Raw genomic sequence first — 26678 nt, forward strand, 5'->3', positions numbered from 1 at the left:
CGGAGTCCCAGGCGTTTATGGCGCGGCGACCCCGACATGCGAGGGTCATCCGCGTTGTTCAAGACTGTAACCGAAGGCACTGACAGTCGAGACAGTCGTCCGATCCGCGAGATGGATCACAACCGATCACATGCGAGAGGTGTTTACGTGCTGGAAGAGGTGGAGCGCTGGCTGAGCAGCCGCTCCTGGTCCGCCGCCGACCGGCCGCTGGAGCAGCTGCTGGAGGCGAAGCGCCAGTCGGGCCGGACGGTCAGCGTCGTCCTGCCCGCGCTCGACGAGGAGGCCACGGTCGGCGCGATCGTCGCCACGATCCGTGCCGGGCTGATGACCGAGGCGGTCCCTCTGGTCGACGAGCTGGTGGTGCTGGACTCCGGCTCCGCCGACCGCACCGCCGAGGTCGCCGCGGCGGCCGGCGCCCGGGTCGTGCACCGCGACAGCGTCCTGCCGCGGATACCCGCGCTGCCCGGTAAGGGAGAGGTCCTCTGGCGCTCGCTCCTGGCCACCACCGGCGACATCATCTGCTTCGTCGACGCCGACCTGCGCGAGTTCTCCGCCACCTTCGTCTCCGGGATCGTCGGCCCGCTGCTGACGGACCCGGACGTCCACTTCGTCAAGGCGATGTACGACCGGCCCCTGGAGACCGCCGGGGCCACGGCCGCAGTGCAGGACAGCAGTGACCCCGGGGGCGAGCAGGGCGGGAGGGTCACCGAGCTGGTCGCCCGCCCCCTCCTCAACCTGCACTGGCCGCAGCTGGCCGGTTTCGTCCAGCCCCTGGGGGGCGAGTACGCGGCCCGCCGCTCCCTTCTGGAGCGGCTGCCCTTCCCGGTCGGCTACGGCGTCGAGCTCGGTCTGCTTGTCGACGCCCTGCACACCGTCGGCCTGGACGGCCTCGCCCAGGTGGACGTCGGTGTGCGCAAGCACCGTCACCAGGGCGGCCAGGCCCTCGGCCGGATGGCCGCCGCCATCTACCGGGCCGCCCAACTCCGCCTGGCACGAGGCCACTTGGTGCGCCCCCGGCTCACCCAGTTCCGCCGCTCCGAGCAGGGCTTCGCCCCGTACACGACCGAGGTGGACACCGAGGAGCGCCCGCCGATGGCCGAAATCCCCGAGTACGCGGCGCGGCGCGCGGCCTGACCCGCGCTCCGTACGTTTGCGCGGATCCGTCTCGGGTTACTGTCGCGACATGGTCTCCGAGCGCAGCGCGGTCCCCGTAGGTGCCGAGGTTCTCGTCGCGTCCAACCGTGGACCGGTCTCGTACTCCCTGGGGGAGGACGGCACGCTGGCCGCCAAGCGGGGCGGCGGCGGCCTGGTGTCCGGATTGTCGGCGATCGGTCCCGATATCGCCGCGGTGTGGGTGTGTGCCGCGCTGGGTGACGGGGACCGGGAGGCGGTACGGCGGTCGGGGGGCGCCCTGGAGCCGGGCGACACCGGCGGTCAGCGCGTCCGGATGCTGGACATTCCGGCCGAGGTGCACGCCCAGGCCTACAACGGCATCGCGAACTCGGTGCTGTGGTTCGTCCATCACATGCTGTACCAGACGCCGTTGGAGCCGGTCTTCGGGGCGGAGTTCCGGGCCCAGTGGGCGTCGTACGAGGCGTACAACCGCGCCTTCGCGCGGGCGCTGGCCGACGAGGCCGCCGAAGGGGCCGCGGTGCTGGTGCAGGACTACCACCTGGCGTTGGTGCCGGGGATGCTGCGCACGCTGCGGCCCGACGTCCGTATCGCGCACTTCTCGCACACGCCGTGGGCCCCGCCGGAGTACTTCCGGATGCTGCCGGACGACATCGCCGAGCAGCTGCTGAAGGGCATGCTGGGCGCCGATCAGCTGGGGTTCCTCACCCACCGCTGGGCGACCGCGTTCACCGCGTGCTGTGCGGAGGTGCTCGGCGGCACCGGGGGCACCCGGACCGGCGTGTACGGGCTCGGGGCGGACGCCGGCTTCCTGCGCGAGCGGTCGCACCAGGCCGATGTCGACGGCCGGCTGGCCGCGCTGCGCGAGCAGATCGGCACCGGGCCCGACGGCGCGGCCCGCCGGACCATCGTCCGGGTGGACCGCACCGAGCTGTCGAAGAACATCGTGCGGGGCCTGCTCGCCTACCGGGAGCTGCTGGCCGGCCGGCCGTCGTGGCGCGAGCGGGTGGTGCATGTGGCGTTCGCGTATCCGTCACGCCAGGACCTGGCCGTTTACCGGGACTACACGGCCGAGGTCGGGCGCCTCGCCGACGACATCAACGCCGAGTACGGAACGGCGAGTTGGACCCCGGTGGTGCTGCACGTGAAGGACGACTTCGCACGCTCGCTCGCCGCCTACCGGCTGGCGGACGTGGCGCTGGTCAACCCGATCCGGGACGGGATGAACCTCGTCGCGAAGGAGATTCCGGTGGTGTCCGACCACGGCTGCGCGCTGGTGCTGTCGCGGGAGGCCGGGGCGCACGAGGAGCTCGGGGCGGCCGCGCTCACCGTCAATCCGTACGACGTGAGCGGGACGGCCGAGGCGCTGCACGAGGCGCTGTCGATGGACGCCGCGGAACGCGCCGAGCGCACCGAGCGGCTGGCGGCGGCCGCCACGGCACTGCCACCTGCCCAGTGGTTCCTGACCCAGCTGCGGGCGCTGACCGGCTGAAACCGGCCGCTGAGACCGGCCGTCCCGCGGCCCGGCGGCCCCGCGGAGACCGCCCGTCCCGCGGACCGGCTCACCCGGCTGTGAGCCGGTCCGCCAGCATGCCGAGCAGGGCCACGACCCCTGCGGGGCCGTCGACCACCAGGTCGGCGCGGTCGGCCAGTTCGGTGACCTCGTCGCTGCCGCTGCAGACCAGGACGCCGGCCAGACCGTCGGAGCGGAGCCTCTCGACGGCCGCGAAGGCGGCCAGGTCGCCCAGGTCGTCGCCGGCGTAGAGGGCGGTGGACGCGCCCGTTTCGCGGACCCAGTCGGCCAGGGCCACGCCCTTATCCACCCCCGGGGGGCGGAGTTCCAGGACGAAACGTCCCGGTTCGACGATCAGGCCGTGGCGTTCGGCGAGCTGCGTCAGCGGACCGCGCAGCCGCTCGAAGGCGCCCTGCGGATCGTCGGCGCGGCGGGTGTGGACGGCGATGGCGCGGCCGCCCTTGCGTTCGACGGCGGTCTCGACCCAGGTGCCGTGCCAGCCGCCGGAGGCGTCCAGGACGCCGGGGAGCTCGGCCTGTACGGCGGCGATGCCGGGGTGCGGGGGCGGGGCGTGCAGGGTGCCGGTGGCGGCCTCCCAGCGCTCGGCGCCGTAGTGGCCCAGGACGGTGAGGTGGTCCAGGCCGGGTACGGAGTCGAAGCCGCCGAGGCGGACCGCGACGGCGGCCGGCCGCCCGGTGATCACCGCTGCCGCGCGCAGATGCGGCACGAGGCGGCCGAGGGCGGCGACGGCGCCCTCATGGGCGCGAGCCTTCTCCGGGTCCGGGACGATATCGGCGAGCGTGCCGTCGAAGTCGAGGGCGACGACGGCTCGTTCGGGGTGTGCCAGCAGCGCGGCGAGGCCGTCGCGTCCGGCGGCGGTGTCCGGTGTCGGTACGGAGCCGGACCCGGACTCCTGGGTCGGCTGGGACTGCGGCGCGGAATTCCGGGGGCTTCCCATGAACCGACCCTACCGGCGCGCGGCGGGCGCCGGGGGGTCTTCCGCCCCCTCAGCGGCGGGCGCGGCGGTCGTCCCGTACGCGCCGCAGGCGGTTGACGGTGACGGGATCGTGGGCGAGGGCGCGGGGATCGTCCAGCAGGGCGTTCAGAAGCTGGTAGTAGCGGGTCGGCGAGATACCGAGCTGCTCACGTATGGCGCGCTCCTTGGGCCCGGGCGCCGGCCAGGAACGGCGTTCAAGGGCGAGCAGGGCCTCGTCCCGAGGCGAAAGTCCTGACGTGTCTGGCACGCCGTCCAGCGTACCGCTGCGCCTGTCCGCTGCGCTTGGCTGCCTTCCCACGTACTTGACTTTCCCGCCGTGGCGCCTGGCGGCGGGCCGTTGCCGCTGCGCGGGGCTGTACGTCACGGGTGCGCCCCTCCGAACTTCGTTCTGCGGTCCGCCCCCTCCCGTGGGTGGGTGGAAGAAGACCGGTGGGGGTGTACGTAAGCGATCGTCTGCTGGCAGTGGACCACTCGCGTACAGCCCCACTCACCGTTTTTTCTCCCACTCCCGGGAGGGGCCGCTCCGCAGGACGAAGTCCGGAGGAGCGGACCCGCGCCCGACACACCCACGCCCGCCGCAGGCGCAACGGCGAGAAGACGCACGGCGGGAAAGCCGAAAACGTGGGAGGTCAGCCCAGCGCAGCGCTGTCCGCCTCGTCCGCCACATGCTGGATCTCCGTGAGCACCCCGGCCGGGTTCCCCTTGGGGCCGACCGCCGTGCCCATCTTGGCCTTGATGGTCTTGGAGACCAGCGGCCAGGAGGTCTTGTTCGCCGGGTAGAACTCGGCGGTGGCGAGCTGCTCGAGGAAGCCGTGCAGCTTGGCGTACTTGGTGTCGGCGAGCATCGTCTGGCGGGCGGACGTGGTGACCGGCAGCAGGCCGTAGTCGCCGGAGAACTTCACGACGTTCTTCTTGCTGTAGACGAAGTCGAGGAACTTGCCGGCCTCGGTGCGGTGGCCGTTCTGCTTGAAGGCCATCATCCAGTCGGCGACGCCCATGGTGGCCTTCGCCTTGCCGTCGATGCCGGGCAGCTCGACGGTGCCGTAGTCGATGCCCTTGGCCTCGGCCTGCTTCATCAGGGTGGGGTGGCCGTTGAGCATTCCGACCTTGCCGTCGGCGAAGCCCTGGAAGGCGTCCTCACGGTTGAGCTTGGCCGGGTCGGAGCCGGTCAGGCCCTTGCCGACGAGGTCGTTCTTCAGCCACTCGAAGGTCTTGACGTTCTCCGGGGAATCGATGCGGTACTTGCCGATGGTGTCGGTGTACGAGCTGCCGCCGCTGAGCATCCAGATCAGCGTCTCGGCCTGGGTCTCCTCGGGGCCGAGCGGCACCGCGTACGGCATCTGCACGCCCTTGTCCTTGAGGAGCTGGGCGTCGCGGGCGATGTCGCTCCAGGTCTGCGGCGGGGCCTTGACGCCGGCCTCGGCGAACAGCTTCTTGTTGTAGAAGAGCCGGCGGGTGCTGGCGCCGAAGGGCATGCCGAACTGGACGCGCCGGTATTCGCCGGTCTCCGCGAGGGCGGGGGTGAAGTCGCCCTGGGTCGAGATGGAGAGGAGCTGGTCGACGCTGTAGAGCTGGTCCTTGGCGGCGTAGTCGGCGTACGCGCCGATCTGGGCGAGGTCCGGGGCGTGGCCGCTCTTGACCAGTTCCTCGACCTTCTTGTCGACGTCCTTCCAGCTGTAGACCTCGACGTCGATCTTGATACCGGGGTTCTTCTTCTCGAAGGCGCGGGTGAGCTGGTCCCAGTAGCGCTGGGAGCTGTTGGCCGGGCTGTCTCCGTACTCCGCCGCGACCAGCTTGAGGGTGACATCGCCGTCGCCCGAGCCGCTGCCGCAACCGGTGAGAGTCAGCGTCATGGTGGTGGCGATCGCCGCCGCCAGGCTCAGGTACCGCCGCTGCACCGCTTTTTACCCCTTGTCCGTTTCCGGGATTCCGTGCTTGCCGGGTGTGGCAACGCCGTCTCGGGGATCGCCCGCGCCCGGCATGAACAGCGGGTTTCTTCCCGTGTTCTCCACAAGGTCTACACCACGGAAGATTGCGTTCCGTCACCGGGCTCCCGCGCGTGGCCGCCGCCCGCCCCCAGCCCCGGTCCTGCCGCCGGCCACCGGTGAGTGGACTAGACCTTTCGGGGCGGTGCGCGCGAAACTGTTCCCGTGAGACACGTCATCGCCCTCGATGTGGGCGGCACCGGGATGAAAGCCGCCCTCGTCGGGGTGGACGACACCGCGCCGCCCGAGACGACGCCCCCGGCGCCCCCGGTCCTCCTCTACGAGGCGCGGCGCCCCACCGGCCGCGAGCGCGGCCCGGACGCGGTGATCGAGGCCGTCCTCGGCTTCGCCGCCGAACTCCGCGACATCGGCGCCGAGCGCTTCGGCGCCCCCGCCGAGGCGGCCGGCGTCGCCGTCCCCGGCATCGTCGACGAGGCGTCCGGCACCGCCGTCTACGCCGCGAACCTCGGCTGGCGGGACGTACCGATGCGGGCGCTGCTGTCCGAGCGGCTCGGCGGGCTGCCGGTCGCCCTCGGCCACGACGTCCGCACCGGCGGCCTGGCCGAGGGCCGGATCGGCGCCGGCCGGGGCGCCGAGCGCTTCCTGTTCGTCCCGCTGGGCACCGGCATCGCGGGCGCCATCGGCATCGGCGGCCGGATCGAGGCCGGGGCGCACGGCAGCGCGGGCGAGATCGGCCACATCGTCGTACGCCCCGGGGGCCGCGCCTGCGGCTGCGGCCAGCGCGGCTGCCTGGAGACGGTGGCCTCGGCCGCCGCGGTGGGCCGGGACTGGGCCGCGGTCTGCGGCGATCCGCAGGCCGGCGCCGCGGACGCGGCCAAGGCCGTGGCGTCCGGCGACGAGCGGGCCCGCGCGGTGTGGCAGAACGCGGTGGACGCGCTCGCCGACGGCCTGGTCACCGGGCTCACCCTGCTCGACCCGGAGACGCTGATCATCGGCGGCGGGCTCGCCGAGGCGGGCGACACGCTCTTCACACCGCTCCGGGAAGCCGTCCGCCGGCGCGTGACGTTCCAGCGGCTCCCCTCGATCGTTCCGGCGGCCCTGGGGGACGCCGCCGGGTGCCTGGGCGCGGGACTCCTCGCCCGGGATCTTCTCTCCACGGAGGTAACCGCCTGATGGCACAGCACCAGTCCGCGCAGCCGTCCTCGGCCCCCCGCCGCACCGTACTGGCCGGCGCCCGGATCGCCCGGCCGTCGGGCGTCGTCGAGGACGGCCGGATCACCATCGAGGGCAGCCGGATCGTCGGTGTCCACAGCCGCGGCCTCGACCGGAGCGAGCGCGACGGGCACGGCGCCGGCCGGGACGAGGACCGCGCCGCGCACGGCGACGGGACCGGCGCCACGCGGGTCATCGACCTCTCCGGCCACCTCATCGTCCCCGGCTTCGTCGACCTCCACGTCCACGGCGGAGGCGGCGGCTCCTTCTCGTCCGCCGACCCGGACGAGTGCCTGACGGTCATCGAGACCCACCGCAGGCACGGCACCACCTCGATGGCCGCCTCCACCGTCACCGGCGAACTCTCCGAGCTCGCCCGGCAGGCCGGAGTACTCGCCGAGCTCGTCCAGCAGGGCGAGCTGGCCGGTATCCACTTCGAGGGTCCGTTCATCTCCCCGCACCGCTGCGGCGCCCATCAGCCGGAGCTGCTGCGCGACCCGGACCCGGCGGACGTCCGCAAGCTCCTCGACGCCGCGCACGGCACCGCGGCGATGATGACCGTCGCGCCGGAGCTGCCCGGCGGCCTGGATTCCGTACGGCTGCTCGCCGACGCCGGGGTGATCGCCGCCATCGGCCACACCGACTCCTCGTACGACGCCACCCGCCAGGCCATCGACGCCGGCGCCACCGTCGCCACCCACCTCTTCAACGCGATGCCGGGGCTCGGCCACCGGGCGCCGGGCCCGGTCGCCGCCCTCCTGGAGGACGAGCGGATCACCGTCGAGCTCATCAACGACGGCACCCATCTGCACCCGGCGGTCCTGCAACTGGCGTTCCGTGAGGCGGGCGACGGGCGGGTCGCGTTCATCACGGACGCGATGGGCGCGGCCGGTATGAACGACGGGATGTACCCGCTCGGCCCGATGCGGGTCGAGGTCAAGGACGGTGTCGCCCGGATCAGCGAAGGGCCCACCGCCGGTTCGATCGCGGGCTCCACGCTCACCCTGGACCGCGCCTTCCGACGCGCCGTCACCATCGACGGGCTGACCGTCGATCAGGCCGTACGGGCACTTTCGGCCAACCCCGCCCGCCTCCTGGGCATCGCGGACCGCACCGGCTCCCTGGAGGCGGGCAAGGACGCCGACCTGGTGGTGTTCGACGCGGAGTACCGCCTGGTGGGCGTCGCGCGCCGGGGCGAGTGGCTGGTGCACCCGACGGCCGCGTAAGGCGGGCGGTGGGTCTGGGCCAACCGCCACCGGCGATGGCATGATCGCTCGCGCACTTGTCCGTACGCCTGTGCCGCGCGCGGTTGCCCGACCCACGCCCACCCGCCCGGCCATGACTTCCCGGAGGGGCGACCATGATCCTCACGGTCACGCTGAACGCCGCCCTGGACATCACCTACCGCGTCCCCCGGCTCCGCCCGCACGGCACGAACCGGATCACCCAGGTGTCCGAACGCCCCGGCGGCAAGGGCCTGAACGTCGCCCGCGTACTGGCCGCGCTCGGTCACCGTACGGTCGCCACCGGCTTCGCGGGCGGCGGCACCGGCGAGGCGCTGCGCGCGCTGCTCGCGGACACCGAGGTCACCGATGCGCTCGTGCCGATCGGCGGCGCCACCCGCCGTACCGTCGCCGTCGCCGACGAGGCCACCGGCGACACCACCCAGCTCAACGAGCCCGGCCCGACCGTCTCCCCCGCCGAATGGGACACCTTCCTCGGCAGCTACGGCGAACTGCTGGCCGGCGCACGGGCGGTGGCCCTGTGCGGCAGCCTCCCGCCGGGTGTCCCGGTGGACGTCTACGCCCGCCTCACCCGCGCCGCGCGCGCCGCCGGCGTCCCTGTCCTCCTCGACACCAGCGGCGAACCGCTGCGCCGCGGCCTGGCCGCCCGCCCGGACCTCGCCAAGCCCAATGCCGACGAGCTGGCCGCACTCACCGGCAGCACCGAACCGCTGCGCGCCGCCCGCGAGGCCCGCCGCCGCGGCGCGCACGCGGTGGCCGCCTCGCTCGGCCCGGAGGGCATGCTCGCGGTCACCGCCGACGGCGTCTGGCAGGCCGCCCCGCCCGACCGGTTCGCCGGCAACCCGACCGGCGCCGGCGACTCGGCCGTCGCAGGCCTGCTCTCCGGGCTGGTGGAGGACCTCGCCTGGCCGGCCCGGCTGACCCGCGCGGTGGCCCTCTCCGCCGCCACCGTACGGGCCCCGGCGGCCGGCGAGTTCGACCCGGCGACGTACGAGGAGCTGCTGCCGCGGGTCAAGGTCGCCACGCATCCGTGACCTGATGCGTCACCCGGGGGCCCGCGTCGCCGAGCCCGGGGATCTGCGCCGCCGAGCCCGGGGATCTGCGCCGCCGAGCCCGGGGGCCTGCGCCGCCGCGCCCGGGGACCGTCAGCCCTTGACGTGGCCGGCCTTCAGCCAGACCTGGTCGAGGTTGAAGTCGCACTGGTCGCCCTGCTCGCAGGAGACCTTCACGGTGTTCTTGCCCTGCTTCAGCTGGACCCAGCTGAAGCTGCGGGTCCAGCCCTTCTCCCAGTCGCCCTCCGCCGCGTGGGCGAAGTTCTTCATGTTGATCTTGCGGGTGTCCTGGTCGTTGATCGTCAGCGTGGACTTGGCGTCCTTGCCGGGGACGCCGTAGCCCACGAACACCGTGTACGCACCGGACTTGGGAACGTCCAAGGTCCAAGTGGCGGACGCGCCGGGGGCGTTCATGCCCGCCACGTACGTACCGCCGGGCGTCCTGGCCCCCTTGACGTCCTTGGAGGTGGTCGCGCCGCCGCCCAGGGACAGGCTGCCCGCGTTCTCCTTGGGCAGCGGGGCCGGCGTCGGCGAGCCGGACGGCTTTTCGCTGGGCTCGGTGGAGGCGTCGGCCGACGCGACGGGGTCGGCGGCCGAGTCGTTCTTGTCGTCGTTGCTGTTGGTGAGTATGGCGACGCCGATGCCGATACAGACCACGGTGACGACGGCCACGGCGCCGATCAGCAGGCCCTTGTGGTTGCGGCGCGGGGCCGGGGCCCGGTCGGTGTGGCCGGGGGGCGCGACCTGGCGGGTGGCGTCACCGCCGGGAAGGGTCTCGGGGGCGGCGTAGTGGGCGTTGCGCTGCGCGTACGGCTGCTGCCCGTACGGCTGCTGCGGGGCGACCCGCTGCTGAGCGCCGCCGTGCTGCTGCCGCTGCCCGTACTGGCGCTCACCGACCGCGCGGACCTGGTTGTAGGAGGCCCGGGGGACGCCAGGCTGCCGGGCCGCCGCCACGCCGTCGCCCGACGGGCCCGCCGCGCCGCCCTCGCCGCCCTCGGAGCGGTAGAGGTAGGCGAACGGATCGTCGTTCTCCGGCGTGCCCGCGCCGTTGTTGCCGGCCGTCATTCCGTGTCACTCCCAGCGGTCTGTACGAAACGTCAGTACGAGATGGACGAGGTGGGTGGGGTCGAGGGGACGGTGGGGATGCCTGTGCGGATGCGTTCCCGTGTGTTCCCGGCGGCACCGCGCCGCACCGGCGCAGCCTACCCCGTTTGGGGGATACCACGCCGAGCCGGAACCGCCACAGGATCGCTACAGAAACGGCGCCGAGGCGGACGGCGCCGAGGGCTCGGCAGGGGGCACCGCAGGGGGCACCGCAGGGGGCGCTCAGCCGGCCCGTCGGCCCGCCTTCGAGCGGGAGCGCTTCTCCACGTACATCCGCTGGTCGGCCGACTCCAGCACTTCCTCGGCCGTCATCCCGCAGCTCGCCCAGCCGATGCCGAAGCTGGCGCCGACCCGGACGGCCCGGCCCTCGACCCGGATCGGCGGGATGATCGCGTTGCGCAGCCGGGCCGCGAGGTCCTCGGCGTCGGCCGTGCCCAGGCCGTCGGCGAGCACCACGAACTCGTCGCCGCCGAGCCGGGCGACCGTGTCGCCGTCCCGGACGCCGCTGGTCAGCCGGCGGGCGACCTCGATCAGTACCGCGTCGCCGGTGTTGTGCCCGTAGCGGTCGTTGATCGACTTGAAGCCGTCGAGGTCGCAGAAGAGCACCGCGAGCCCCTTGGCGCCGTCGTCGACCGGACCGTCGGCGGGCGCGACGAGGTGGACGTGGTGGTCGAACGGCGCCGGGGCGCCCTCGAAGCCGTCGATCCCGTCGAACGGCTCCGTGCCGCCCGGCCGGAAGCCGTGCGGGTCGCCGGGGAACGGGCCGGAGGAGGCGTAGGCGTCGGCCATCGAGCCGGGCGTACGGGAGCACAGCCGGGCGCCGAGCCGGGCCCGCAGTTCGGCGCTGTTGGGCAGGCCGGTGAGGGAGTCGTGACTGGCGCGGTGCGCGAGCTGGATCTCGTGACGCTTGCGCTCCTCGATGTCCTCGACGTGGGTGAGCAGGTACCGGGGGCCGTCGGCGGTGTCGGCGACCACGGAGTTGCGCAGCGCGGCCCACACGTACGTGCCGTCCCGGCGGGCCAGCCGCAGTTCGGCGCGGCCGCCCTCGGCGGAGGTGCGCAGCAGCGTGCCGATGTCCTCGGGGTGGACGAGGTCGGAGAAGGAGTAGCGGCGCAGTCCGGAGGCGCTGCGGCCGAGCAGCCGGCAGAGCGCGTCGTTGGTGCGTAGCAGCCGCCCGTGCTGGTCACCGCCCATTTCGGCCACGGCCATCCCGCTGGGCGCGTACTCGAAGGCCTGCCGGAAGCTTTCCTCGCTGGCGCGCAGGGCCTGCTGCTCGCGCTCCAGCCGGACCAGTGCGCGCTGCATATTGGCCCGCAGGCGGGCGTTGCTGATCGCGATGGCGGACTGGAACGCGTACATCTGGAGGGCTTCCTGACCCCAGGCGCCGGGCCGCCGGCCGTTCCGCGGCCGGTCGACGGAGATCACTCCGAGCAGTTCGCCGCCCTTGCTGCCCGCGGTGTACATGGGCGCGAAGAGGCGGTCCATCGGATGCCACTCGTCGGGGAAGCGGGGGGCGGGTCCGGCCGTGTGCCACTGCGGTACGTCGTCGTCATCCAGCACCCAGCCCTCGGTGTACGGGATGAAGCACAGGTCGCCCCACCGCTCCCCCATGGACAGCCGACGCTCCCAGGAGAGCCGGGAGCCGACCCGCCCGGCCATCAGGGCCTCGGCGCCCGCGCTGCCGGCGACCGCGGCGACGACGAGATCGCCGTCGGGGCGGACGAGGTTGACCGCGCAGAGCTCGAAGCCGAGGCCCTTGAGGGCGCCGTCGGCGACGGTCTGCAAGGTCTCCGCAAGGCTGCGTGCGGTGTTCAGCTCGGCGACCACTTGGTGCAGCTGCCGCAGGGTCGCAAGACGGACGTATGGCTCCGACTCGGTCTCCATCGCTCGCTCTCCCTGAGACCTCGACAGCAAACTCCACGATTCTTCGTCGTCCGATTCCACGCTCACTGAATCACAGTGAGCTGTTCACTCGGTACACAGGGTCAACAATTAGCGCCCGCTGTGACTCAAGTCACAGTACGTGAGCGGGCGTTGGCGCTCTTCCCCGTCACCCGCCACTGAGCCGCACCTTCACCCTTCCCGCACTTTCCTCACGCAAATTCCGGCGTTCACTGCCACCCCGGCACCTCGGTCGTCAGACCTAGGACGCGGTTCGTCCCCGCGCCCGATGCGCGCGGGGATCGGCTGAAGTTAGCGTTCATGGCGTGTTCACGAAAACCCCTGCCGATGCGGCAGCCGCCGGCCCCGCCGCCCCTGCCACGCCTGCCGTAGCCCTGACATCGGTGCCGGGCGGTGCCCCGATCCCGCATTCTGTTGGGGTGAGTGACGACGAATTCCGTGCCGCCCTGTCCCGCCTCGCCGCCGGTGTGGTGCTGATCACGGCCCACGATCCGGACGCCGGGCCGCGCGGCGAGGACGTCGGCATGACCGCCACGGCGTTCCTCTCCGTGTCCCTCGATCCGCCACTGGTGATGGTGAGCGTTCGCAACGACTCACGGATGGACGACCTGCTGGCGGCGCAGCCACTGTGGGCCGTATCGGTGCTCTCGGGCCATCAGCGCCAGATTGCCGGGCGATTCGCGATGAAAGGCCGCATCAGCGACCGACTGCTCTTCGAGGACATTCCTCATGTACGGGGTGAAGCGTCCGGCGCGCCGCTCATCGGGGGCGCCCTGGCGACACTCCAGTGCCGTACGGAGCAGCGCGTGGTGGCCGGGGATCACACGCTCGTCATCGGGCGCGTCCTCGCGACGTCGGTCGCCGACGGGGACGACGGGCCGCTGATGTACTTCCGGGGGAAGTACCGGCAGTTGGGGTGAGCGGTTCGGGTGTGCGATCCGGGCGTACGGTTCGGGTGTGCGATCCGGGCGTACGGTTCGGGTGTCGATCCGGGCGTACGGTTCAGGCGTGTGTGTGTGGGGGAGCGCCCTTCGATGGGGCGGCCCGTCGGCGGCGGACTCTGTTTGCCGGAGGCTCGTCACCGCGGACGGCTCAGATCCAGTCGCCCGTCACCGCGGACGGCTCAGGTCCAGTCGCGGCCCGAGCGGCCGCGTTTGGTCTCACCGCGCTGTTTCTTCTCGCGCAGCCGCCGCTCATTGATGCCCCGCGGGATCCGCGCCTTGCGGCGTGGCTTGGGCGGCGGTGCGGTGGCCTCGGCCAGCAGCGCGGCCATCCGTACGGCCGCGGTCTCACGGTTGCGCCACTGGGAGCGGTGGTCCGAGGCGCGTACGGACAGCACACCGTCCACCAGCCGGCCGGCCAGCCGCTCCAGGGCGCGCTCCTTCCACACCGGCGGCAGCACCTCGGTGCCGGCGAGGTCGAGACGCAGCTCGACCTGGCTGTCGCTGGTGTTGACGTGCTGGCCGCCCGGACCCGAGGACCGCGAGAAGCGCCATACGAGCTCGGCCTCGGGAAGGACAACCGAACCGCGGATGACGTAGGGCCCGGACATGCCCCTATGATCTCGCGCCCCCGGACCGCCGTCACCCTCTTTTCGATGCCGACCGGGCACGGCCGAGGCGCTAAAGAACGGTCAAGCCGGTAAAGAAAGTAAAGAAGCATGGAACCCGCAGGCCGTTCACGGCGTTCTGGAGGGTGACGGCAGCTCCGTGCGCAGCACCCGCATGCACACATGAACGGTGGGGCGGTGCGGTACGGAGCCCGGCACCGACTCGACGCGTGGAAACGAAAGGGACATCCCCATGGCTGTAAGCCTGTCCAAGGGCGGCAACGTCTCGCTCACCAAGGAGGCACCGGGACTGACCGCCGTCACGGTCGGCCTCGGCTGGGACGTCCGCACCACCACCGGCACGGACTTCGACCTCGACGCGAGCGCGATCGCGGTCAACCCGAGCGGCAAGGTCTACTCGGACCAGCACTTCATCTTCTTCAACAACAAGTCCACGCCGGACCAGTCGATCGTCCACACCGGTGACAACGTCACCGGCCAGGGCGACGGCGACGACGAGCAGATCAACGTCAACCTGGCAGCCCTGCCGGCCGACGTCGACAAGATCGTCTTCCCGGTTTCGATCTACGACGCCGAGAACCGCGGCCAGAACTTCGGCCAGGTGCGGAACGCGTTCATCCGTATCGTCAACCAGGCCGGCGGCACCGAGGTCGCCCGCTACGACCTCAGCGAGGACGCGGCGACCGAGACCGCCATGGTCTTCGGTGAGCTGTACCGCAACGGTGCGGAGTGGAAGTTCCGCGCCGTGGGCCAGGGTTACGCCTCGGGCCTCCGCGGCATCGCCCAGGACTTCGGCGTCAACGTCTGAGGTCAGTCAGCGCCTGAGGCCAGCGTCTGCGGCCTGCGGCACGGCCGCGATTCACTGCCGCGGTTCTTGGAGGGCCGGCTCCCGTTCGGGGGCCGGCCCTCGGCTTGTTCCGGGCAGCCGGTGTCAGGCGACCGCGTCCCGAACGGCCGCCTCGGGCGGTGTGGCCAGCGCCGCCACCTCGTCGAGCGAGAGTCCGAGCGTGCCGGCCAGCGCGGCGACCGTGAAGAACGCCGGCGTCGGCGCCCGCCCCGTCTCGATCTTCCGCAGCGTCTCGGCGGACAGCCCCGCCGCCGCAGCGACCTCGACCATGCTCCGCTCGCCGCGCGCGGTCCGCAGCAGCGTCCCGAGCCGCTCACCGCGCTCCCGCTCCCAGGGGGTCAATGGAGTTCGCACCATGCCCGTGATACTAATACCGGTAAAGAAATACCGGTAAACAAATACCGCAGGCGTGCCCATGCCCATGCCCGTACCCATGGGCAACGCCATGTTCATGCCTGCGCTCGGGAGGGGACAGCACTCATGGTGGAGATCAAGACGGACGCGTCGATGGACGCGATGCGGGTGGCCGGCCGGGTCGTCGCCGACGCGCTGGCCGCGGTACGCGCGGCCGCCGCCCCCGGAGTGCGGCTACGAGACCTGGACGAGGTCGCCCGTGCGGTCCTGCGCGAGGCCGGCGCCACCTCGCCGTTCCTCGGCTACCGCCCGTCCTTCGCCCCCACCCCGTTCCCCGCCGTCATCTGCGCTTCCGTCAACGACGCGATCGTGCACGGCGTCCCGGACGGGACCCGGCTGCGCGACGGCGACCTGGTGAGCGTCGACTGCGGCGCCGTCGTGGACGGCTGGGCGGGCGACTCGGCCCTCAGCTTCACGGTCGGCGCTCCGCGCCCCGAGGACCAGCGGCTGATGGACACCACCCGGCGGGCGCTGGAGGCGGGCATAGCGGCGGCCGTCGTCGGCGCCCGGATCGGGGACATCTCGCACGCGATCGGCAGCGTCGGACGGGCCGCCGGCTACGGCATCCCCGAGGACTTCGGCGGACACGGCATCGGCCGCACGATGCACGAGGACCCGGCGGTCCCCAACGACGGCCGCCCGAACCGGGGCCTCGTACTGCGCCACGGTCTCGTCATCGCCATCGAGCCGATGTTCCTGGCCGGCGGCGGGAACGCCTACTACGCGGACAGCGACGGCTGGACCCTGCGCACGACCGACGGCAGCCGCGCCGCCCACTTCGAGCACACGGTGGCGGTGACGGACGACGGCCCGCGAGTACTGACGCTGCCGTAACGGCCCTTGCGGCAAGGGCCGTTACGGTCAGGGGCGTTCACGGTAAGGGGCGTTGCCGTGACGAGTGCCGCGGCCGGCGTACCGACCGTCGGCCACTCGCCACAGCCGACCGCGCTGTCAGCGGGTCACCCCTCACAGCGCGTCGAGGTCCACCGCCCCGGCCATCGCGTGGTATCCGGCGTCGTTCGGGTGCAGATGATCGCCCACGTCGTACGCGGCCGCCATCCGGTCCCGGTCGGCGGGGTCGGACAGCGCCCGGTCCAGATCAACCACCCCGTCGAACTCACCGGAGGTGCGTATCCACTGGTTGAGCGCATCCCGCTTGTGCTCACCGCCCTCGGTGTAATACTCGTACCCCTTGAACGGGGTCAGCGTGGCACCTATGACCTTGATGCCCTTGGCGTGCGACTGGCGTATCAACTCACGCTGACCGGCTATCAGTTGCTCGACCGTGGTATCCGGCCCCGGCGGGACCGGTCCGTCGGGGTTCTCGCTCACGATGATGTCGTTGATGCCTTCCAGCAGGACGACCGTGCCCACATTCGGATCGTTCAGGACGTCCTTACCGAAGCGGACAACCCCCTTCTCACCGGCCCAACTCGTATCGCTCACCAGCTTGTTGCCGCTGATCCCCTCATTGACGACACTGCGCGGGCGGCCGGCCGCGGCGAACCGCTCGGCCAGCTCGTCCGGGTAGCGGTTGTTGACGTCGGGCGTGGAGCCGTAGCCGTCGGTGATGGAGTCGCCGAAGGCCACCACACCGTCGCGGTGCGCGGACCCGCCGCCGGTGACCTGCACACCGGAGAGGTAGTACCAGGACTTCGAGGTCTCGGTGAAGGCCGCCGCGCCAACGTCGGAACGGTGGTCCCCGGCCGCGCGATAGCTCGTGGCCGAGGCGGTGCCGTGGAAGGTGGCCGGACCGGTCGGGGCGTCCAGATAGAGCGTGACGGTGACCGACTCCAGCGCGCGGACCTTCAGACCCACGGCGTCGCTGAGCAGCTCACCGCCCGCCGGTATGGTCGCCGACCGCCCGCCCCCGAAGGTCAGCGCGCGCACCGATCCGGCCTGCACCTCGGCGCCGCGGCCGGCACGGGCGATGGTGGCACCGGCCACCTTCAACGGCGTACGTCCGTAGCGGTTGGACAGCTCGATACGGGCCTGCGTGCCGCCGGTACTGACTCGGACGACCTGGCGGACCGTCTGCCGCTCGAAGCCGGTCTCGGACCAGCCCGGGTAGACCTTGGTCGGTGCCTGCGGCGATGCCGTCCAGCCGCCCCGCCACTGGTCACCGCCGTGCCGCTCGCCGTACCCCGTAGCGTGGCCGCCGCCCGTTCCACCGGCGCGGTCGTCGCCCCCTTGGGCCGCATACGCCGCCGCCCCGTGCTGCCCACCGGACAGAGCCGGCAGTACCGGCAGCGCCACCAGCGCGGTCACGGAAAGTAATACGGCACCCGAACGGCGCATCGCAGAGCCGGACATGATCGAACCAGACATGTGTCTTTCCCCCTCCTTGGGCATTGCCATGCCCCTCTTGGTCACCGCCTTCCCCCGAAGGCCACCGACGGCCCCGGGCCGGACCGGTGCGGGCGATGACCCGACGCACCGGCGTGACACCATCAAGGTGTGATCGACCTCGGTTATTCCCTCTCCTCTCGCTTTCCGGACCCGCCGCAGACGGACTACCGGACCGCGGATGTCCGTACCCTGCGGCACGACCTGTTCTGCGGCGATGTCTATATCGCCGACACGAAGGCGGACCGCGAGCTGTCCACGGCCTGGGGCTGGGTACCCGTCCTCGACTTCGCCTGGGCACTGTGCGACATCGTCGAGCAGCTCGACACCGACCCCCGTGGCAGCCGCTCCGCCCGCCCCGTCCACGCCGAGCTGGACTTCACCGAATCCGCCGACCGGATGCTCTTCGAGCGCCGTTTCGGGTGGGTGGACATCGACGCCGACTGGATGCCGGCCGACGAAGCCCCGCTCACCTTCAACCACGCCGCGCTGCGCCGCGAGGCCCGCGATTTCCTGCACGACCTGATCGCCGACCTCACCGATATGCACGACGGCCTCGCCGACAACCCCGCCATCTGGAACCTCCAGGCCCGCTTCCCCCGCGTCTGACCGGCCCGGCGGCCCACCGCCGGGCCCGCCCACGGTGCGTGGCCCCCGCGGCGCCGGGCCCCGAGCTCCATGCCCCGTGCCCCGTGCCCGTCACTCCACCCGTACCCCTATCTCCGCCGCGAACGCCGGTGCCAGATCCATCAGTTGGGCCGCGCTGATCACCGCACCCGACAGCCGGTCGATCCCCCGCGCGATGTCCACCACGGCCGCACCCCGCAGATCGACGTCCTTCATCCGCGCCTGGGAGAAGTCCACCCGGGCCAGGGTGCAGTCGTCGAACGTCACCCGCTCCAGCTCCGCCCCCGCGAAGTCCGCCTCGATCAGCACGCACCCCTCGAACGCGACGTCCCGCAGCTTCGCCATCCGCAGATTCGGGAAGTCGATCTTCCCGCCGCGCACCACGACCCGCTCCAGCACCGCACCGTGCAACTGCACGCCGCCGAGCCGGGCCTCCGACACCTCCACATCGCGCAAGGTCGCCCCGGACAGATCCGTCCCGACCCCGCGCACCCCGCTCAGCACACTGTCGATGAACCGCGCCCGGCCGAGCCGCGTTTCGTCCAGCCCGCACCGCCGCACCGCGCAGTCCATGAACTGTGCCCCGCGCGCCGACTGCCCCGCCCAGTCCGCATCCGCGAACTCCAGCCCGTCGTAATCCCCTTCGACCTCCAGTTCCCCTCCGCCGTACGCCACCAGCGCCGGCAACCGCACCTCCGGCCGCCGCACCGCCCGCACCGTCCCCTTCCGGCTTCCCTTACCTCCGCTACCGCTACCGCGCCCTGCCACGCGATCACCGCCTTCCGATCTCGTGACCCATCATGCGGTGCCCCACTGACAATCCGGCCTGACCAGCGAAAACCCCCGATCGGCAAGGGCCCCGGCGAGGAGCCCGGGCGAGGCCCCGGCGAGGACCGACGAGGACCGACGAGGACCGACGAGGACCGGCGAGGACCGACGAGGACCGGCGAGGACCGGCGACCGCCTACCGCACCACCGCCAGCTCCCGCCCCGTCCCGTTCAGCCGCCGCCCGCCCGACTCCGTGCACGCCACGATGTCCTCGATCCGCACCCCGAACCGCCCCGGCAGGTAGATCCCCGGCTCGATCGAGAAGCACATCCCCGGTACGAGCGGCAGATGTTCGCCCTCCACCAGGTAGGGCGGTTCGTGCGTGGTCACCCCGATGCCGTGCCCGGTCCGGTGGATGAAGTACTCGCCGTACCCCGCCGTCTTGATCACCCGACGGGCCACCCGGTCGATGTCCTGGCACGCGATGCCCGGCCGCACCGCCTCGAACGCCGCCTGCTGCGCTTCCCGCACGATGGCGTGCACCTTGCGCTCCTCGGCCCCCGGCTCTCCGACGTGCACGGTCCGCGTCGTATCCGACCCGTACCCGTCCTTCAGGCCGCCGAAGTCGAGCACCACCATGTCCCCGACCTGGATCATCCGCTCCCCCGCCTCGTGGTGCGGATTGGCGCCGTTGGGGCCGGAGCCGACGACCGTGAAGTCCACCTGGCTGTGCCCGTGCTCCAGGAGCAGCCGCGCCAGGTCCGCCGCCACCTCGGACTCCCGGCGTCCGGCGAAGCGCACCCCCAGGATGTCCTCGTACGTGGCGTCCGCGGCGGCCCCGGCCGCGGCCAGCAGCGCCACCTCATGGGCGTCCTTGACGGCACGCAGCATCGGCAGCACCTCCGTCAGCGCGGCGTATCCGCTCCCCGGCAGCGACCGCTGCAGCCCCAGCAGATGGAGCGCCCAGGTCGAGTCGGACACCCCGTAACGCCCCTGCGGCACCATCCACTTGGCGACCTGCGCATACGGATCCGAGCCATCGCTCCACCCGGAAACCTCCACCGCCTCGGCCCCCGGTGAGCACTCCGCGTCCGGCTGCTCCAATACGGGCACCAGCAGCCGCGACCGCCGCCCCGGCTCGATCACCAGGGCGGTCAGCCGCTCGGTGGCCGCGGGCGGTGCATAGCCGCACAGCCACAGCAGATCGGGCCCCGGCGTCACGATCAGCCCGGCCAGTCCGGCATCGGCGGCGGCCCGGCCCGCCCGCTCCATGCGCCGCTCGTAGTCCTCGGAAGTCATCGGATTCACCTTCACCATGCCGGTGAACCTACGCCGAAAGATCCACTCCGGACCCTCCGAACCGGCCCACTGCGCCCCACGTCACTCCTCCAGTGCCGATCCCCTCCGGTGCCGATCCCCTCCGGTGCCGATCCCCTCCGGTGCCGCCCCTCCGGTGCCAGTGCCCCCCGATGCCGGTGCCCGGCGCCCCTCCGGTGCCGCACGGAACGCCGCTGACCGGCATGGTGGCTGGTCTTCGCCTTCGCCAGTCATCTCCGCCGGTCATGTCCGCCGGTCATCTCCGCCTGGTCATCATCAGGTCGCCCTCGGGGCTGGAGAGTGCGACCGGAGGCGGAGACGGAGATCGGTCAGCGGGTCGACGGCTCGCCTTGTGCGCCGTGGGTACGGTGGCCGGGAGAGCGCAGAAGCCACGCGCAGGCATCACCCCAGGGAACAGGCAGCACCACAGCACCACAGCACCACCACCGCAGCGCCGCGTGGCACAAAAGCGCACAAGGCTCACAAAAGGCACAGAAACCGGCCGAGGTCACCATGACACCCCCGCACCAGTCGTCCCGCCGCATGCGAGGCGAGACCCTTCTTGTGATGGCCCTCCTGGCGATCGCGGCCCTCGTCGTCGGCGGGCTGATCTGGGCCAAGAACAACGTGACCGAGATCAAGAAGTGGCGAGGCGGGAACTCCTGGTCCCTCACCTACGAGGCCACGTCCTCCCGCGGTGAACCGCAGGCCGCCGCCGTGACCTACCGCCACAATCCCGACAGCTCCAAGCCGGACTACAAGGACGAACAGCTGGGCCCGACCAAGCTGCCCTGGCGCACCGAGGTCATTGTCAACACCGGCAAAGAGGCCCGCGTCGAGGTCACCCCGACCGGAGACGGCATCACCTCCTGCCGGATCCTGCTGGACGGGGTCCGCGTCGTCGCCTCGGGGAAGTCCCCCGCCCCCGGCAAGCCCGCCGTCTGCCACGTGATCACCAGCAGCACTCCGGAGAAGTGGCCCAGATGAAGCGGCCTATGCCTATGGGAAGGCGGGCAGAGGCAGGTCCACCGACTGCCGATCCACCTTCTTCACCAACAGGTCGCAGCGCCACATCGCATTGTGCGGAGAATCTCCCTGGTAGGTGACGGCCGTGTCGACGCAGTCAGCGTAGGAATGGGGTTCATCGGGCACATGGGCCACGGCCGTTGAGGCAGCTGCACCGATGAAGAACCCGCTCATCACTACGGACGCCACAAAGGTGCCAATCCTTCTCCGCACAGCTGCGCCCCTTCCTTTACCCCGAAACCCACGCGCTTCGGAGCACTCAGTTTTCGACCCAGCGCTCACCGCGGGAATCGACGTCTAGAAGCTCTTATCACGCTGCCCGATGATGTCCCCAGCGTGACCGTCACCGGCCGCCACCTTTCACCCGACGGCCACCCGCTATCCGGCGCAGTCCGTCACCTTCCGCGCCCTGCGCAGCTCACTCAGCCGCTATCGGCGACGACGGGTCCCGCAACGCCGCCCCGCAACGCTGTCCCGAATCGCTGTCCCGCATCCCTGCCGTTGGCCGCCGGGGCACTCACCGCCGCAGGCGCACACCACCACCGGCGGACGGACCGCGGGACTGACATGACGAGTCGGTTCTTCCGTCTACCTGCGGTGATGACCCCGTCGGGGGTACGGCGATGACTCGGCATACCAAGATCCGGACGCCACATATCGTTTCCCCGTAAAAGCGATACGAATTGCCCACGCGAGGTCTACGAAACTGTCCGGATGACCCCCAATTGTGCTGCGGATGGGGGCATTTGCGCGAATAGCGCTGAGGTAATCGGAGCCCTAGGCTCACGGAGCGCGAGCCCGGATCCACCAAGAGTCAGGCTCGCGCTCCTGATAAGCACGAAACAAGGAAGTGCTCTATGCCTTCGTTCCCTGCTCGTTTTCGGGTCAAACACCTGGGGCGCCGACCTGCGAGTGACAGTAACAGTGGCGCCCATGACCTGAGTATGCCGGGCAACAGCGGCAGTGGACCGCGCAACTGGGGAAGTTGGGGACCGGCGGCGGCCCTCCCCGCTCCGCCGTTCGTCGTGATCAACCCGCCGCAGGAGCCCGTGGCGCAAGCAGTTCTCCTTGTCACGGCGGTGCTGTGGGCATTCACCGCCTGGCGGCGGGGCCGGGTTCCGGCCCGCGCCTGAGCGGTTCGCCGGCCGGCCCGGCGTGCCACTGGTGTCTCTTCGTTCCCGACGAAACGGAGAGACTTCCCCGTTACTCGTCACGATTCCCGGGTGACGGAACCCGTTCCGTCACCCGGGAACTCAGGGATCGCAAAGGAACACAGAGACAGATGCAGGGGTATTTCCCACCGCAGGAAGGCTGCAAGAACTGCGGGGCCCAGCTCACACCGCAGCGCACCGGCCGCCCGGGCGAGTACTGCGGCACCGCGTGCCGCCAAGCCGCCTACCGCAGGCGCCGGAAAGAGGAACAACTCGACACCGCCGCCCTGGACCGCGACCTCAACGCCTGTGCGCAGATCCTCGAAGCCGAAGTCCAGCAGCTTTTCCGCGCGCTGGAGGAGCCACACGTCCCCGGCGAGGCAGGACCGCTCACCACACTGGTGGAGATCCAGCAGCACGTCGAGAGGATGCTGCCCGGCGCCGTCGGACGCGCCCGCCACCGGGGCGTGTCCTGGGCGCGCATCGCCGACGTCCTGAGCCTCAACAAGGACTCCGTCCGCCGCAAGTACGGCAAGTACGACGTCGGCCGCCACCTTCAGCGGATAGCCCGCCCGCGCCAGTCCGTCCCGCCTTCGCCTGCGGCTTCCTGGAAGCGCGGCCCGGGAAACGACGACGATGCCGACACTCACCGAGCAGGCACACCTGACGCGGTGGATACCGGCTCCACCGGCTCCACCGGCTCCACCGGCCCTACCGGCCCCGCCTCTGGCCAAGTCCCCTCGTCCACCGGCTTAGCCCCGGTCCTGAGCCACCTGCAACGCGCCTCCCGGCTCAGCCTGCGCAGCCTCGGCGAGCGCACCTCCCTGTCCGCCAGCCACCTCTCCCGCATCCTCAGCGGAGAGCGCTTTCCCGACTGGTCCGTCACCGCCCGCATCGCCCGGGCCTGCGGCGCCGATCCCTGCGCGCTGCGCAAGGTGTGGGAGGACGCCGAAACCCGCCGCGGAACCAAGCGACGCGGCGAGCTCTCCCTCGACTCCGCCCTGCGCTATCTGCATCGCCGCGCCGGCACCCCCAGCACGTGGTCCATGGCGGTCGCCTCCAGCGGCATCCTCAACCGGGACGAGATCACGGCCATGCTCGACGGCACCGCGGTCCCCGACTGGGACATCGTCGAACGCCTCATCATGGTCCTCGACGGCGAGCCCGCCTACTTCGCCCCCCTGTGGAAGTCTGCCCACAACCGCCCCACTCCATCCCCTCCACCCGCCACCGGGCCGTCACCCCGTCCGCCCCGCACCCGCACCCGTGTCCGCGCAGCCACCCAACTCGAGGAAATGCTCGCCGCCTTCAGCGCCGCCCTCAGCTCCTCCCACCCCCTCCCCGTCACCCCCGGCCCTCTGCCCACCGCAGCTCCCGCAACGCCCTCACCGCCCCTCCGCCCGCACCCGATGCCCGCCCCCATCCCCGCACTGGCCAACTGGGGCAATGTCCTGCAGACCTGAGGGACGCCTGTGGACCTGAGGGACGCCTGTGAACCGGCAACCCCGTCGGGCGGGTGAGCCGTGCGCACTTCACCCATTCGACCCACATACGGTGCCGACCGCCGGTGCCCATGTGAGCCTGAAGGCCGACGGCCGCAAGCAGCGGGAAGCGGTCGTGCCGCCGGAATCCGGACGGCACGAAGACCCCACCCTCAAGGAGCCCCTTCGAGGCCTTTCGCACACGAAAGGCGCCCAGGGGCTCGCTGCGCGGCGCGGCAAGCAGAGGAAAACCCCGGCCTCGGGTGAATCTGCCACCACAGAGGAGGAACACGAAGAATGGCAACAGCAAAGACCAAGCGCCCTGATGAGGACGTCGCACCGTCACATGGGTGGGTGACCCAGCCGCCGTCCCGGGCGGCGATCCTGTTCAACGACGGCTATCCGTCCAATGCACTGGAGGCGGGCAAATTCTTCCCGGCGACGCAGGGAGGCCTGACCGATCCCCTGCAGCCTGCTGACATTCCCAGCGACACGCCGCCGCCCGACGGGAAGATCGCCAGTGCCGGCTACACCCATGGCGGTGCCCCTCAGCTGGATGAGGTGCGGGAGTGGAAGAAGGTCGATCTCATATCGGGTGGGGAACTGAAGGTCGTCTGGAATTTCACACAGCAGCACAAGACGCGCCGCTACAACTACTTCGTCACGAAGAACGACTGGGATCCGCAGCAGCCGCTGTCACGGTCCCAATTCGAGGCCGTACCGTTCGCGAAGCTGGAACCGAACGGGGATACGCCATATTGGGAGTTGCCGGACCCCTCTCCGCAGGAGCCGGTGCAGCACACGATCACGCTGCCGCAGCGCGAGGGCTATCACGTGGTTCTCGGCGTATGGGAGGTTGCGGACACCGGTAACGCCTTCTACCAGGTGATCGACGCGAACTTCTCCTAGCTGGGCGAGTCACTCCGAATCCGGATGGTGCCTACCGGTGCCTCCGAGACAGTGCCTACCGGTGCCTACCGGTGCCTCCGAGAATGCGAGCAGGGCGCCCAAGACCGGTCCGCCATAAGCGACCTGGGTTGGGAGCCCTGCTCGCCGCATGCACGGCACGTGGAAGGGGGCGGCACATGGAAGGGGCGGCACGTGGAAGGGGCCGCACCTATGGGTGGCAGACGCGAAAGGGCTCACCTACGGGTGGTAAAGGGCTTGGACGCGCTCCACGTCGACAGGCCGCCCGTTCTCCTCAAGCCCCTCGATAGACAGGAAGTAGTTCACCTGCCACGCCTGAGTGCCGCGTGCCTGACGACTGGTCGTGGTCACCCACGGCGGATAGACGCGGAACCCCCGCTTCCCGCCGGAGCCGTTACGGGACATGATGCCGCGCTCGCACAGCACCTCTCGCGGGAACACGAACTGTCCGAAGTGGCCGCTGTCGCGACTGCTGATCACCACGAGATCAATCCCGTCATCGGCGTCGAACGGCCGGATCGGGCCTTCTGCGGACCGCTGCCACACGGTGACGAACTGACCGACCTTCGTCGGGGTGGTCTTGGCCACACGGAACCTGACCGACAACCCGTCGAGCGTGAACCGGTGAGCTGCGTACTCGGCGCTCTCCGGTTCGGGCAGCGGCTGTGAGCAGGCAAAGCCACTCGGGTCGTACACCAATGTCCGCGCCGCCAGCAGGTCGCCGGGAAGCCCTGCCCACGGCTGATTCGTCACCATTCCCCCATCCTGCCAGCACCCTGGATCACGGGTGGCGTGCCCACATCCTCCGATCGATGCGGCCGATGTCTCTTTGGTGGTGCCGAGCGGCAAGGGGGCGGGAACTCCTCAGGTGTTTGCTCCGACTACTGGAGCGGGTGGCCGGATGTTCGCCCGCGGACCGAGTGGTTTTGGGAGGATTTCGATGCGTTCTCGCGTGTGGGGCGGTGCGGCGGCCGTGGTACTCGGCGGCCTGCTGGCCGCGGGCTGCGGCGGCGGGGGGAAGGGGGCGGCGGACCAGGGCGCCGGGAAGACGGGGAAGGCAGGGGACTCCGCCACCGGTGCCTATCCGGTGTCCGTCACCGACTGCATGGGCGCCGAGACCACCTTCTCCGATGCCCCGAAGAAGATCGTCACCAGCAACGCCTCCAGCCTGGAGCTGCTGCTCCGCCTCGGCGCCGGGGACAAGGTGATCGGCACCGGCTTCCCGCCGGGCAAGGGCACGCTGCCCGGCGCGCTGGACGCGCAGGCGCAGAAGGTCGAGGCGCTCAGCCGCAGCGTGATCCCGAAGGAGAAGCTCCTCGGCTCCGGCGCCGACCTGTACATCGACACGTTCGCGGCCATGGGGGGCATGGGCGGCGGAGGGATGGGCGACGCGCCGACCGAGGAGGAGTTCAAGGCGGCCGGGATCAAGCACATCTACCTGAAGTCCACCGCCTGCGCGGCGCGGAGCAAGAGCCCGGTGACGGACCTGTCGGCGGTCGAGGCCGACATCACCTCGCTCGGCGCGGTCACCGGTACGAGTGCCAGGGCGAAGGAACTCGTCGCCGGGATGAAGGCGAAGGTGGACGCGGTCCAGAAGGCGGTCGGTGACGTGGAGGAGAGCAAGCGGCCGACGTACTTCTTCTTCGACTACGAGGCCGGCACCAAGCAGCCGACCGTCATCTGCAACCGCCAGGTCGCCCATGCGGTGATCACCCTGGCCGGGGCCCGTAACGTCTTCGCCGACTGCAACGGTGACCGCAAGCAGGCCGGATGGGAAGACGTGATCGCCAAGAACCCGGACTGGATCCAGCTCGGGATCCGCAACCGGGGCAGCGAGGCGGCGAACAAGAAGGCGTTCGACGAGGCGCAGAAGTGGCTGGAGACCAATCCGGCCACCCAGGGCATGAAGGCGGTCAAGGAAGGCCACTTCCTACGCATCGGCTCCGAGCAGACCACCATCGCCGGTGTCGAGAACGCCGGGACGGTCGAGAAGATCGCCAAGACCCTCTACCCGGGCAAGGTCGGTTAGCCGTGTTCTCCACGCCGTCCGCGTCCCGCCTCAAGGCCACGGACACGAGCCGGGACGCCACGGACACGAGCCG

26 protein-coding genes are annotated in these 26678 nt (G+C 71.1%); 14 read left to right on the plus strand and 12 right to left on the minus strand.

The window, feature by feature from the left end; translation table 11 throughout:
- Window positions 1-147: 147 nt before the first annotated feature.
- Both ACFY12_RS29640 and ACFY12_RS29645 read left to right on the plus strand, forming a co-directional pair.
- Complete coding sequence (locus ACFY12_RS29640; protein WP_390718998.1) at window positions 148-1134, plus strand: glucosyl-3-phosphoglycerate synthase; 987 nt, start codon at window positions 148-150, stop codon at window positions 1132-1134.
- Between the two features lie 49 nt (window positions 1135-1183).
- Window positions 1184-2623: a trehalose-6-phosphate synthase gene (locus ACFY12_RS29645; RefSeq protein WP_390718999.1), complete on the plus strand. Its 1440-nt coding sequence runs from the start codon at window positions 1184-1186 to the stop codon at window positions 2621-2623.
- A 70-nt stretch (window positions 2624-2693) separates the two neighbouring features.
- Here the strand turns inward: ACFY12_RS29645 and otsB are convergent, their stop codons facing one another.
- From otsB to ACFY12_RS29660, 3 genes are all read right to left on the minus strand, one after another.
- Entirely contained in the window at window positions 2694-3602 is a 909-nt protein-coding gene (otsB, locus tag ACFY12_RS29650; RefSeq protein WP_390719000.1) for a trehalose-phosphatase, read from the minus strand.
- Window positions 3603-3651: 49 nt separating this feature from the next.
- Entirely contained in the window at window positions 3652-3888 is a 237-nt protein-coding gene (locus ACFY12_RS29655; protein WP_390719001.1) for a DUF3263 domain-containing protein, read from the minus strand.
- A gap of 382 nt (window positions 3889-4270) precedes the next feature.
- Entirely contained in the window at window positions 4271-5539 is a 1269-nt protein-coding gene (locus ACFY12_RS29660) for an extracellular solute-binding protein (RefSeq protein ID WP_390719002.1), read from the minus strand.
- A gap of 291 nt (window positions 5540-5830) precedes the next feature.
- Between ACFY12_RS29660 and ACFY12_RS29665 the strand changes: the two genes are divergently transcribed.
- The 3 genes from ACFY12_RS29665 to ACFY12_RS29675 all read left to right on the plus strand — a co-directional run bounded on the left by ACFY12_RS29665 (window position 5831) and on the right by ACFY12_RS29675 (window position 9077).
- Window positions 5831-6760, plus strand: a complete 930-nt coding sequence (locus ACFY12_RS29665) for an ROK family protein (protein ID WP_390719124.1) — start codon at window positions 5831-5833, stop codon at window positions 6758-6760.
- Window positions 6760-8025: an N-acetylglucosamine-6-phosphate deacetylase gene (nagA, locus tag ACFY12_RS29670; RefSeq protein ID WP_390719003.1), complete on the plus strand. Its 1266-nt coding sequence runs from the start codon at window positions 6760-6762 to the stop codon at window positions 8023-8025. The genes ACFY12_RS29665 and nagA overlap by 1 nt, the downstream gene beginning before the upstream one ends.
- Before the next feature lie 134 nt (window positions 8026-8159).
- Window positions 8160-9077: a 1-phosphofructokinase family hexose kinase gene (locus ACFY12_RS29675; protein ID WP_390719004.1), complete on the plus strand. Its 918-nt coding sequence runs from the start codon at window positions 8160-8162 to the stop codon at window positions 9075-9077.
- Between the two features lie 111 nt (window positions 9078-9188).
- On the opposite strand, the gene ACFY12_RS29680 is transcribed toward ACFY12_RS29675, so the two are convergent.
- On the minus strand, window positions 9189-10160 hold the full coding sequence (locus ACFY12_RS29680; protein WP_390719005.1) for a carbohydrate-binding protein: 972 nt from the start codon (window positions 10158-10160) through the stop codon (window positions 9189-9191).
- A 261-nt stretch (window positions 10161-10421) separates the two neighbouring features.
- Window positions 10422-12083 (minus strand): diguanylate cyclase CdgB, encoded by a 1662-nt coding sequence (cdgB, locus tag ACFY12_RS29685; protein WP_390719006.1) that lies wholly within the window; start codon window positions 12081-12083, stop codon window positions 10422-10424.
- A gap of 437 nt (window positions 12084-12520) precedes the next feature.
- Here cdgB and ACFY12_RS29690 point away from each other — a divergent pair, with 437 nt between their 5' ends.
- Complete coding sequence (locus ACFY12_RS29690; protein ID WP_390719007.1) at window positions 12521-13021, plus strand: flavin reductase family protein; 501 nt, start codon at window positions 12521-12523, stop codon at window positions 13019-13021.
- A 203-nt stretch (window positions 13022-13224) separates the two neighbouring features.
- On the opposite strand, the gene arfB is transcribed toward ACFY12_RS29690, so the two are convergent.
- On the minus strand, window positions 13225-13653 hold the full coding sequence (arfB, locus tag ACFY12_RS29695; RefSeq protein ID WP_390719008.1) for an alternative ribosome rescue aminoacyl-tRNA hydrolase ArfB: 429 nt from the start codon (window positions 13651-13653) through the stop codon (window positions 13225-13227).
- Between the two features lie 250 nt (window positions 13654-13903).
- Between arfB and ACFY12_RS29700 the strand changes: the two genes are divergently transcribed.
- Complete coding sequence (locus ACFY12_RS29700) at window positions 13904-14479, plus strand: TerD family protein (protein WP_390719009.1); 576 nt, start codon at window positions 13904-13906, stop codon at window positions 14477-14479.
- Window positions 14480-14602: 123 nt separating this feature from the next.
- Here the strand turns inward: ACFY12_RS29700 and ACFY12_RS29705 are convergent, their stop codons facing one another.
- Entirely contained in the window at window positions 14603-14875 is a 273-nt protein-coding gene (locus tag ACFY12_RS29705; RefSeq protein ID WP_390719010.1) for a helix-turn-helix domain-containing protein, read from the minus strand.
- Between the two features lie 123 nt (window positions 14876-14998).
- On the opposite strand from ACFY12_RS29705, the gene map reads away from it, so the two are divergent.
- The gene (gene map, locus ACFY12_RS29710; protein ID WP_390719011.1) at window positions 14999-15766 is read left to right on the plus strand and encodes a type I methionyl aminopeptidase; all 768 of its coding nucleotides are present in this window, start codon (window positions 14999-15001) and stop codon (window positions 15764-15766) included.
- 132 nt (window positions 15767-15898) lie between these two features.
- Here map and ACFY12_RS29715 read toward each other — a convergent pair whose 3' ends face one another.
- A complete protein-coding gene (locus tag ACFY12_RS29715) occupies window positions 15899-17260 on the minus strand; it encodes an SGNH/GDSL hydrolase family protein (protein ID WP_390719012.1) in 1362 nt (453 codons plus the stop codon).
- A gap of 129 nt (window positions 17261-17389) precedes the next feature.
- Between ACFY12_RS29715 and ACFY12_RS29720 the strand changes: the two genes are divergently transcribed.
- Window positions 17390-17887 (plus strand): hypothetical protein, encoded by a 498-nt coding sequence (locus ACFY12_RS29720; RefSeq protein ID WP_390719013.1) that lies wholly within the window; start codon window positions 17390-17392, stop codon window positions 17885-17887.
- Window positions 17888-17977: 90 nt separating this feature from the next.
- Here ACFY12_RS29720 and ACFY12_RS29725 read toward each other — a convergent pair whose 3' ends face one another.
- Both ACFY12_RS29725 and ACFY12_RS29730 read right to left on the minus strand, forming a co-directional pair.
- Window positions 17978-18622, minus strand: a complete 645-nt coding sequence (locus ACFY12_RS29725) for a pentapeptide repeat-containing protein (RefSeq protein ID WP_390719014.1) — start codon at window positions 18620-18622, stop codon at window positions 17978-17980.
- Window positions 18623-18869: 247 nt separating this feature from the next.
- Complete coding sequence (locus ACFY12_RS29730) at window positions 18870-19973, minus strand: M24 family metallopeptidase (RefSeq protein WP_390719015.1); 1104 nt, start codon at window positions 19971-19973, stop codon at window positions 18870-18872.
- Between the two features lie 585 nt (window positions 19974-20558).
- On the opposite strand from ACFY12_RS29730, the gene ACFY12_RS29735 reads away from it, so the two are divergent.
- Window positions 20559-20978 carry a hypothetical protein gene (locus tag ACFY12_RS29735; protein ID WP_390719016.1) on the plus strand — a complete coding sequence of 140 codons (420 nt, stop codon included), beginning with the start codon at window positions 20559-20561 and terminating at the stop codon, window positions 20976-20978.
- Window positions 20979-20990: 12 nt separating this feature from the next.
- Here ACFY12_RS29735 and ACFY12_RS29740 read toward each other — a convergent pair whose 3' ends face one another.
- Entirely contained in the window at window positions 20991-21206 is a 216-nt protein-coding gene (locus tag ACFY12_RS29740; RefSeq protein WP_390719017.1) for a hypothetical protein, read from the minus strand.
- A gap of 755 nt (window positions 21207-21961) precedes the next feature.
- Between ACFY12_RS29740 and ACFY12_RS29745 the strand changes: the two genes are divergently transcribed.
- From ACFY12_RS29745 to ACFY12_RS29755, 3 genes are all read left to right on the plus strand, one after another.
- Window positions 21962-22150, plus strand: a complete 189-nt coding sequence (locus ACFY12_RS29745; RefSeq protein ID WP_390719018.1) for a hypothetical protein — start codon at window positions 21962-21964, stop codon at window positions 22148-22150.
- Between the two features lie 149 nt (window positions 22151-22299).
- The gene (locus ACFY12_RS29750) at window positions 22300-23631 is read left to right on the plus strand and encodes a helix-turn-helix domain-containing protein (protein ID WP_390719019.1); all 1332 of its coding nucleotides are present in this window, start codon (window positions 22300-22302) and stop codon (window positions 23629-23631) included.
- Between the two features lie 315 nt (window positions 23632-23946).
- The gene (locus ACFY12_RS29755) at window positions 23947-24558 is read left to right on the plus strand and encodes a lytic polysaccharide monooxygenase auxiliary activity family 9 protein (RefSeq protein ID WP_390719020.1); all 612 of its coding nucleotides are present in this window, start codon (window positions 23947-23949) and stop codon (window positions 24556-24558) included.
- Window positions 24559-24795: 237 nt separating this feature from the next.
- Here the strand turns inward: ACFY12_RS29755 and ACFY12_RS29760 are convergent, their stop codons facing one another.
- Window positions 24796-25332, minus strand: a complete 537-nt coding sequence (locus ACFY12_RS29760; protein WP_390719021.1) for a MepB family protein — start codon at window positions 25330-25332, stop codon at window positions 24796-24798.
- A gap of 184 nt (window positions 25333-25516) precedes the next feature.
- Between ACFY12_RS29760 and ACFY12_RS29765 the strand changes: the two genes are divergently transcribed.
- Window positions 25517-26605: an ABC transporter substrate-binding protein gene (locus ACFY12_RS29765; RefSeq protein ID WP_390719022.1), complete on the plus strand. Its 1089-nt coding sequence runs from the start codon at window positions 25517-25519 to the stop codon at window positions 26603-26605.
- Window positions 26606-26678 lie beyond the last annotated feature (73 nt).

It is taken from the genome of Streptomyces sp. NPDC001339, from assembly GCF_042895955.1.
Classification (GTDB): Bacteria; Actinomycetota; Actinomycetes; order Streptomycetales; family Streptomycetaceae; genus Streptomyces.

Bases quoted from the DNA above. Each gene is read 5' to 3' on its own strand.
- ACFY12_RS29755 (WP_390719020.1), top strand. From the start codon at position 23,947: ATGGCAACAGCAAAGACCAAGCGCCCTGATGAGGACGTCGCACCGTCA.
- ACFY12_RS29675 (WP_390719004.1), top strand. From the start codon at position 8,160: ATGATCCTCACGGTCACGCTGAACGCCGCCCTGGACATCACCTACCGC.
- cdgB (WP_390719006.1), bottom strand. From the start codon at position 12,083: ATGGAGACCGAGTCGGAGCCATACGTCCGTCTTGCGACCCTGCGGCAG.
- ACFY12_RS29665 (WP_390719124.1), top strand. From the start codon at position 5,831: ATGAAAGCCGCCCTCGTCGGGGTGGACGACACCGCGCCGCCCGAGACG.
- otsB (WP_390719000.1), bottom strand. From the start codon at position 3,602: ATGGGAAGCCCCCGGAATTCCGCGCCGCAGTCCCAGCCGACCCAGGAG.
- map (WP_390719011.1), top strand. From the start codon at position 14,999: ATGGTGGAGATCAAGACGGACGCGTCGATGGACGCGATGCGGGTGGCC.
- ACFY12_RS29735 (WP_390719016.1), top strand. From the start codon at position 20,559: ATGGCCCTCCTGGCGATCGCGGCCCTCGTCGTCGGCGGGCTGATCTGG.
- ACFY12_RS29765 (WP_390719022.1), top strand. From the start codon at position 25,517: ATGCGTTCTCGCGTGTGGGGCGGTGCGGCGGCCGTGGTACTCGGCGGC.
- arfB (WP_390719008.1), bottom strand. From the start codon at position 13,653: ATGTCCGGGCCCTACGTCATCCGCGGTTCGGTTGTCCTTCCCGAGGCC.
- ACFY12_RS29715 (WP_390719012.1), bottom strand. From the start codon at position 17,260: ATGTCTGGTTCGATCATGTCCGGCTCTGCGATGCGCCGTTCGGGTGCC.
- ACFY12_RS29645 (WP_390718999.1), top strand. From the start codon at position 1,184: ATGGTCTCCGAGCGCAGCGCGGTCCCCGTAGGTGCCGAGGTTCTCGTC.
- ACFY12_RS29730 (WP_390719015.1), bottom strand. From the start codon at position 19,973: ATGACTTCCGAGGACTACGAGCGGCGCATGGAGCGGGCGGGCCGGGCC.
- ACFY12_RS29680 (WP_390719005.1), bottom strand. From the start codon at position 10,160: ATGACGGCCGGCAACAACGGCGCGGGCACGCCGGAGAACGACGATCCG.
- ACFY12_RS29705 (WP_390719010.1), bottom strand. From the start codon at position 14,875: ATGGTGCGAACTCCATTGACCCCCTGGGAGCGGGAGCGCGGTGAGCGG.
- ACFY12_RS29745 (WP_390719018.1), top strand. From the start codon at position 21,962: ATGCCGGGCAACAGCGGCAGTGGACCGCGCAACTGGGGAAGTTGGGGA.
- nagA (WP_390719003.1), top strand. From the start codon at position 6,760: ATGGCACAGCACCAGTCCGCGCAGCCGTCCTCGGCCCCCCGCCGCACC.
- ACFY12_RS29700 (WP_390719009.1), top strand. From the start codon at position 13,904: ATGGCTGTAAGCCTGTCCAAGGGCGGCAACGTCTCGCTCACCAAGGAG.
- ACFY12_RS29750 (WP_390719019.1), top strand. From the start codon at position 22,300: ATGCAGGGGTATTTCCCACCGCAGGAAGGCTGCAAGAACTGCGGGGCC.
- ACFY12_RS29760 (WP_390719021.1), bottom strand. From the start codon at position 25,332: ATGGTGACGAATCAGCCGTGGGCAGGGCTTCCCGGCGACCTGCTGGCG.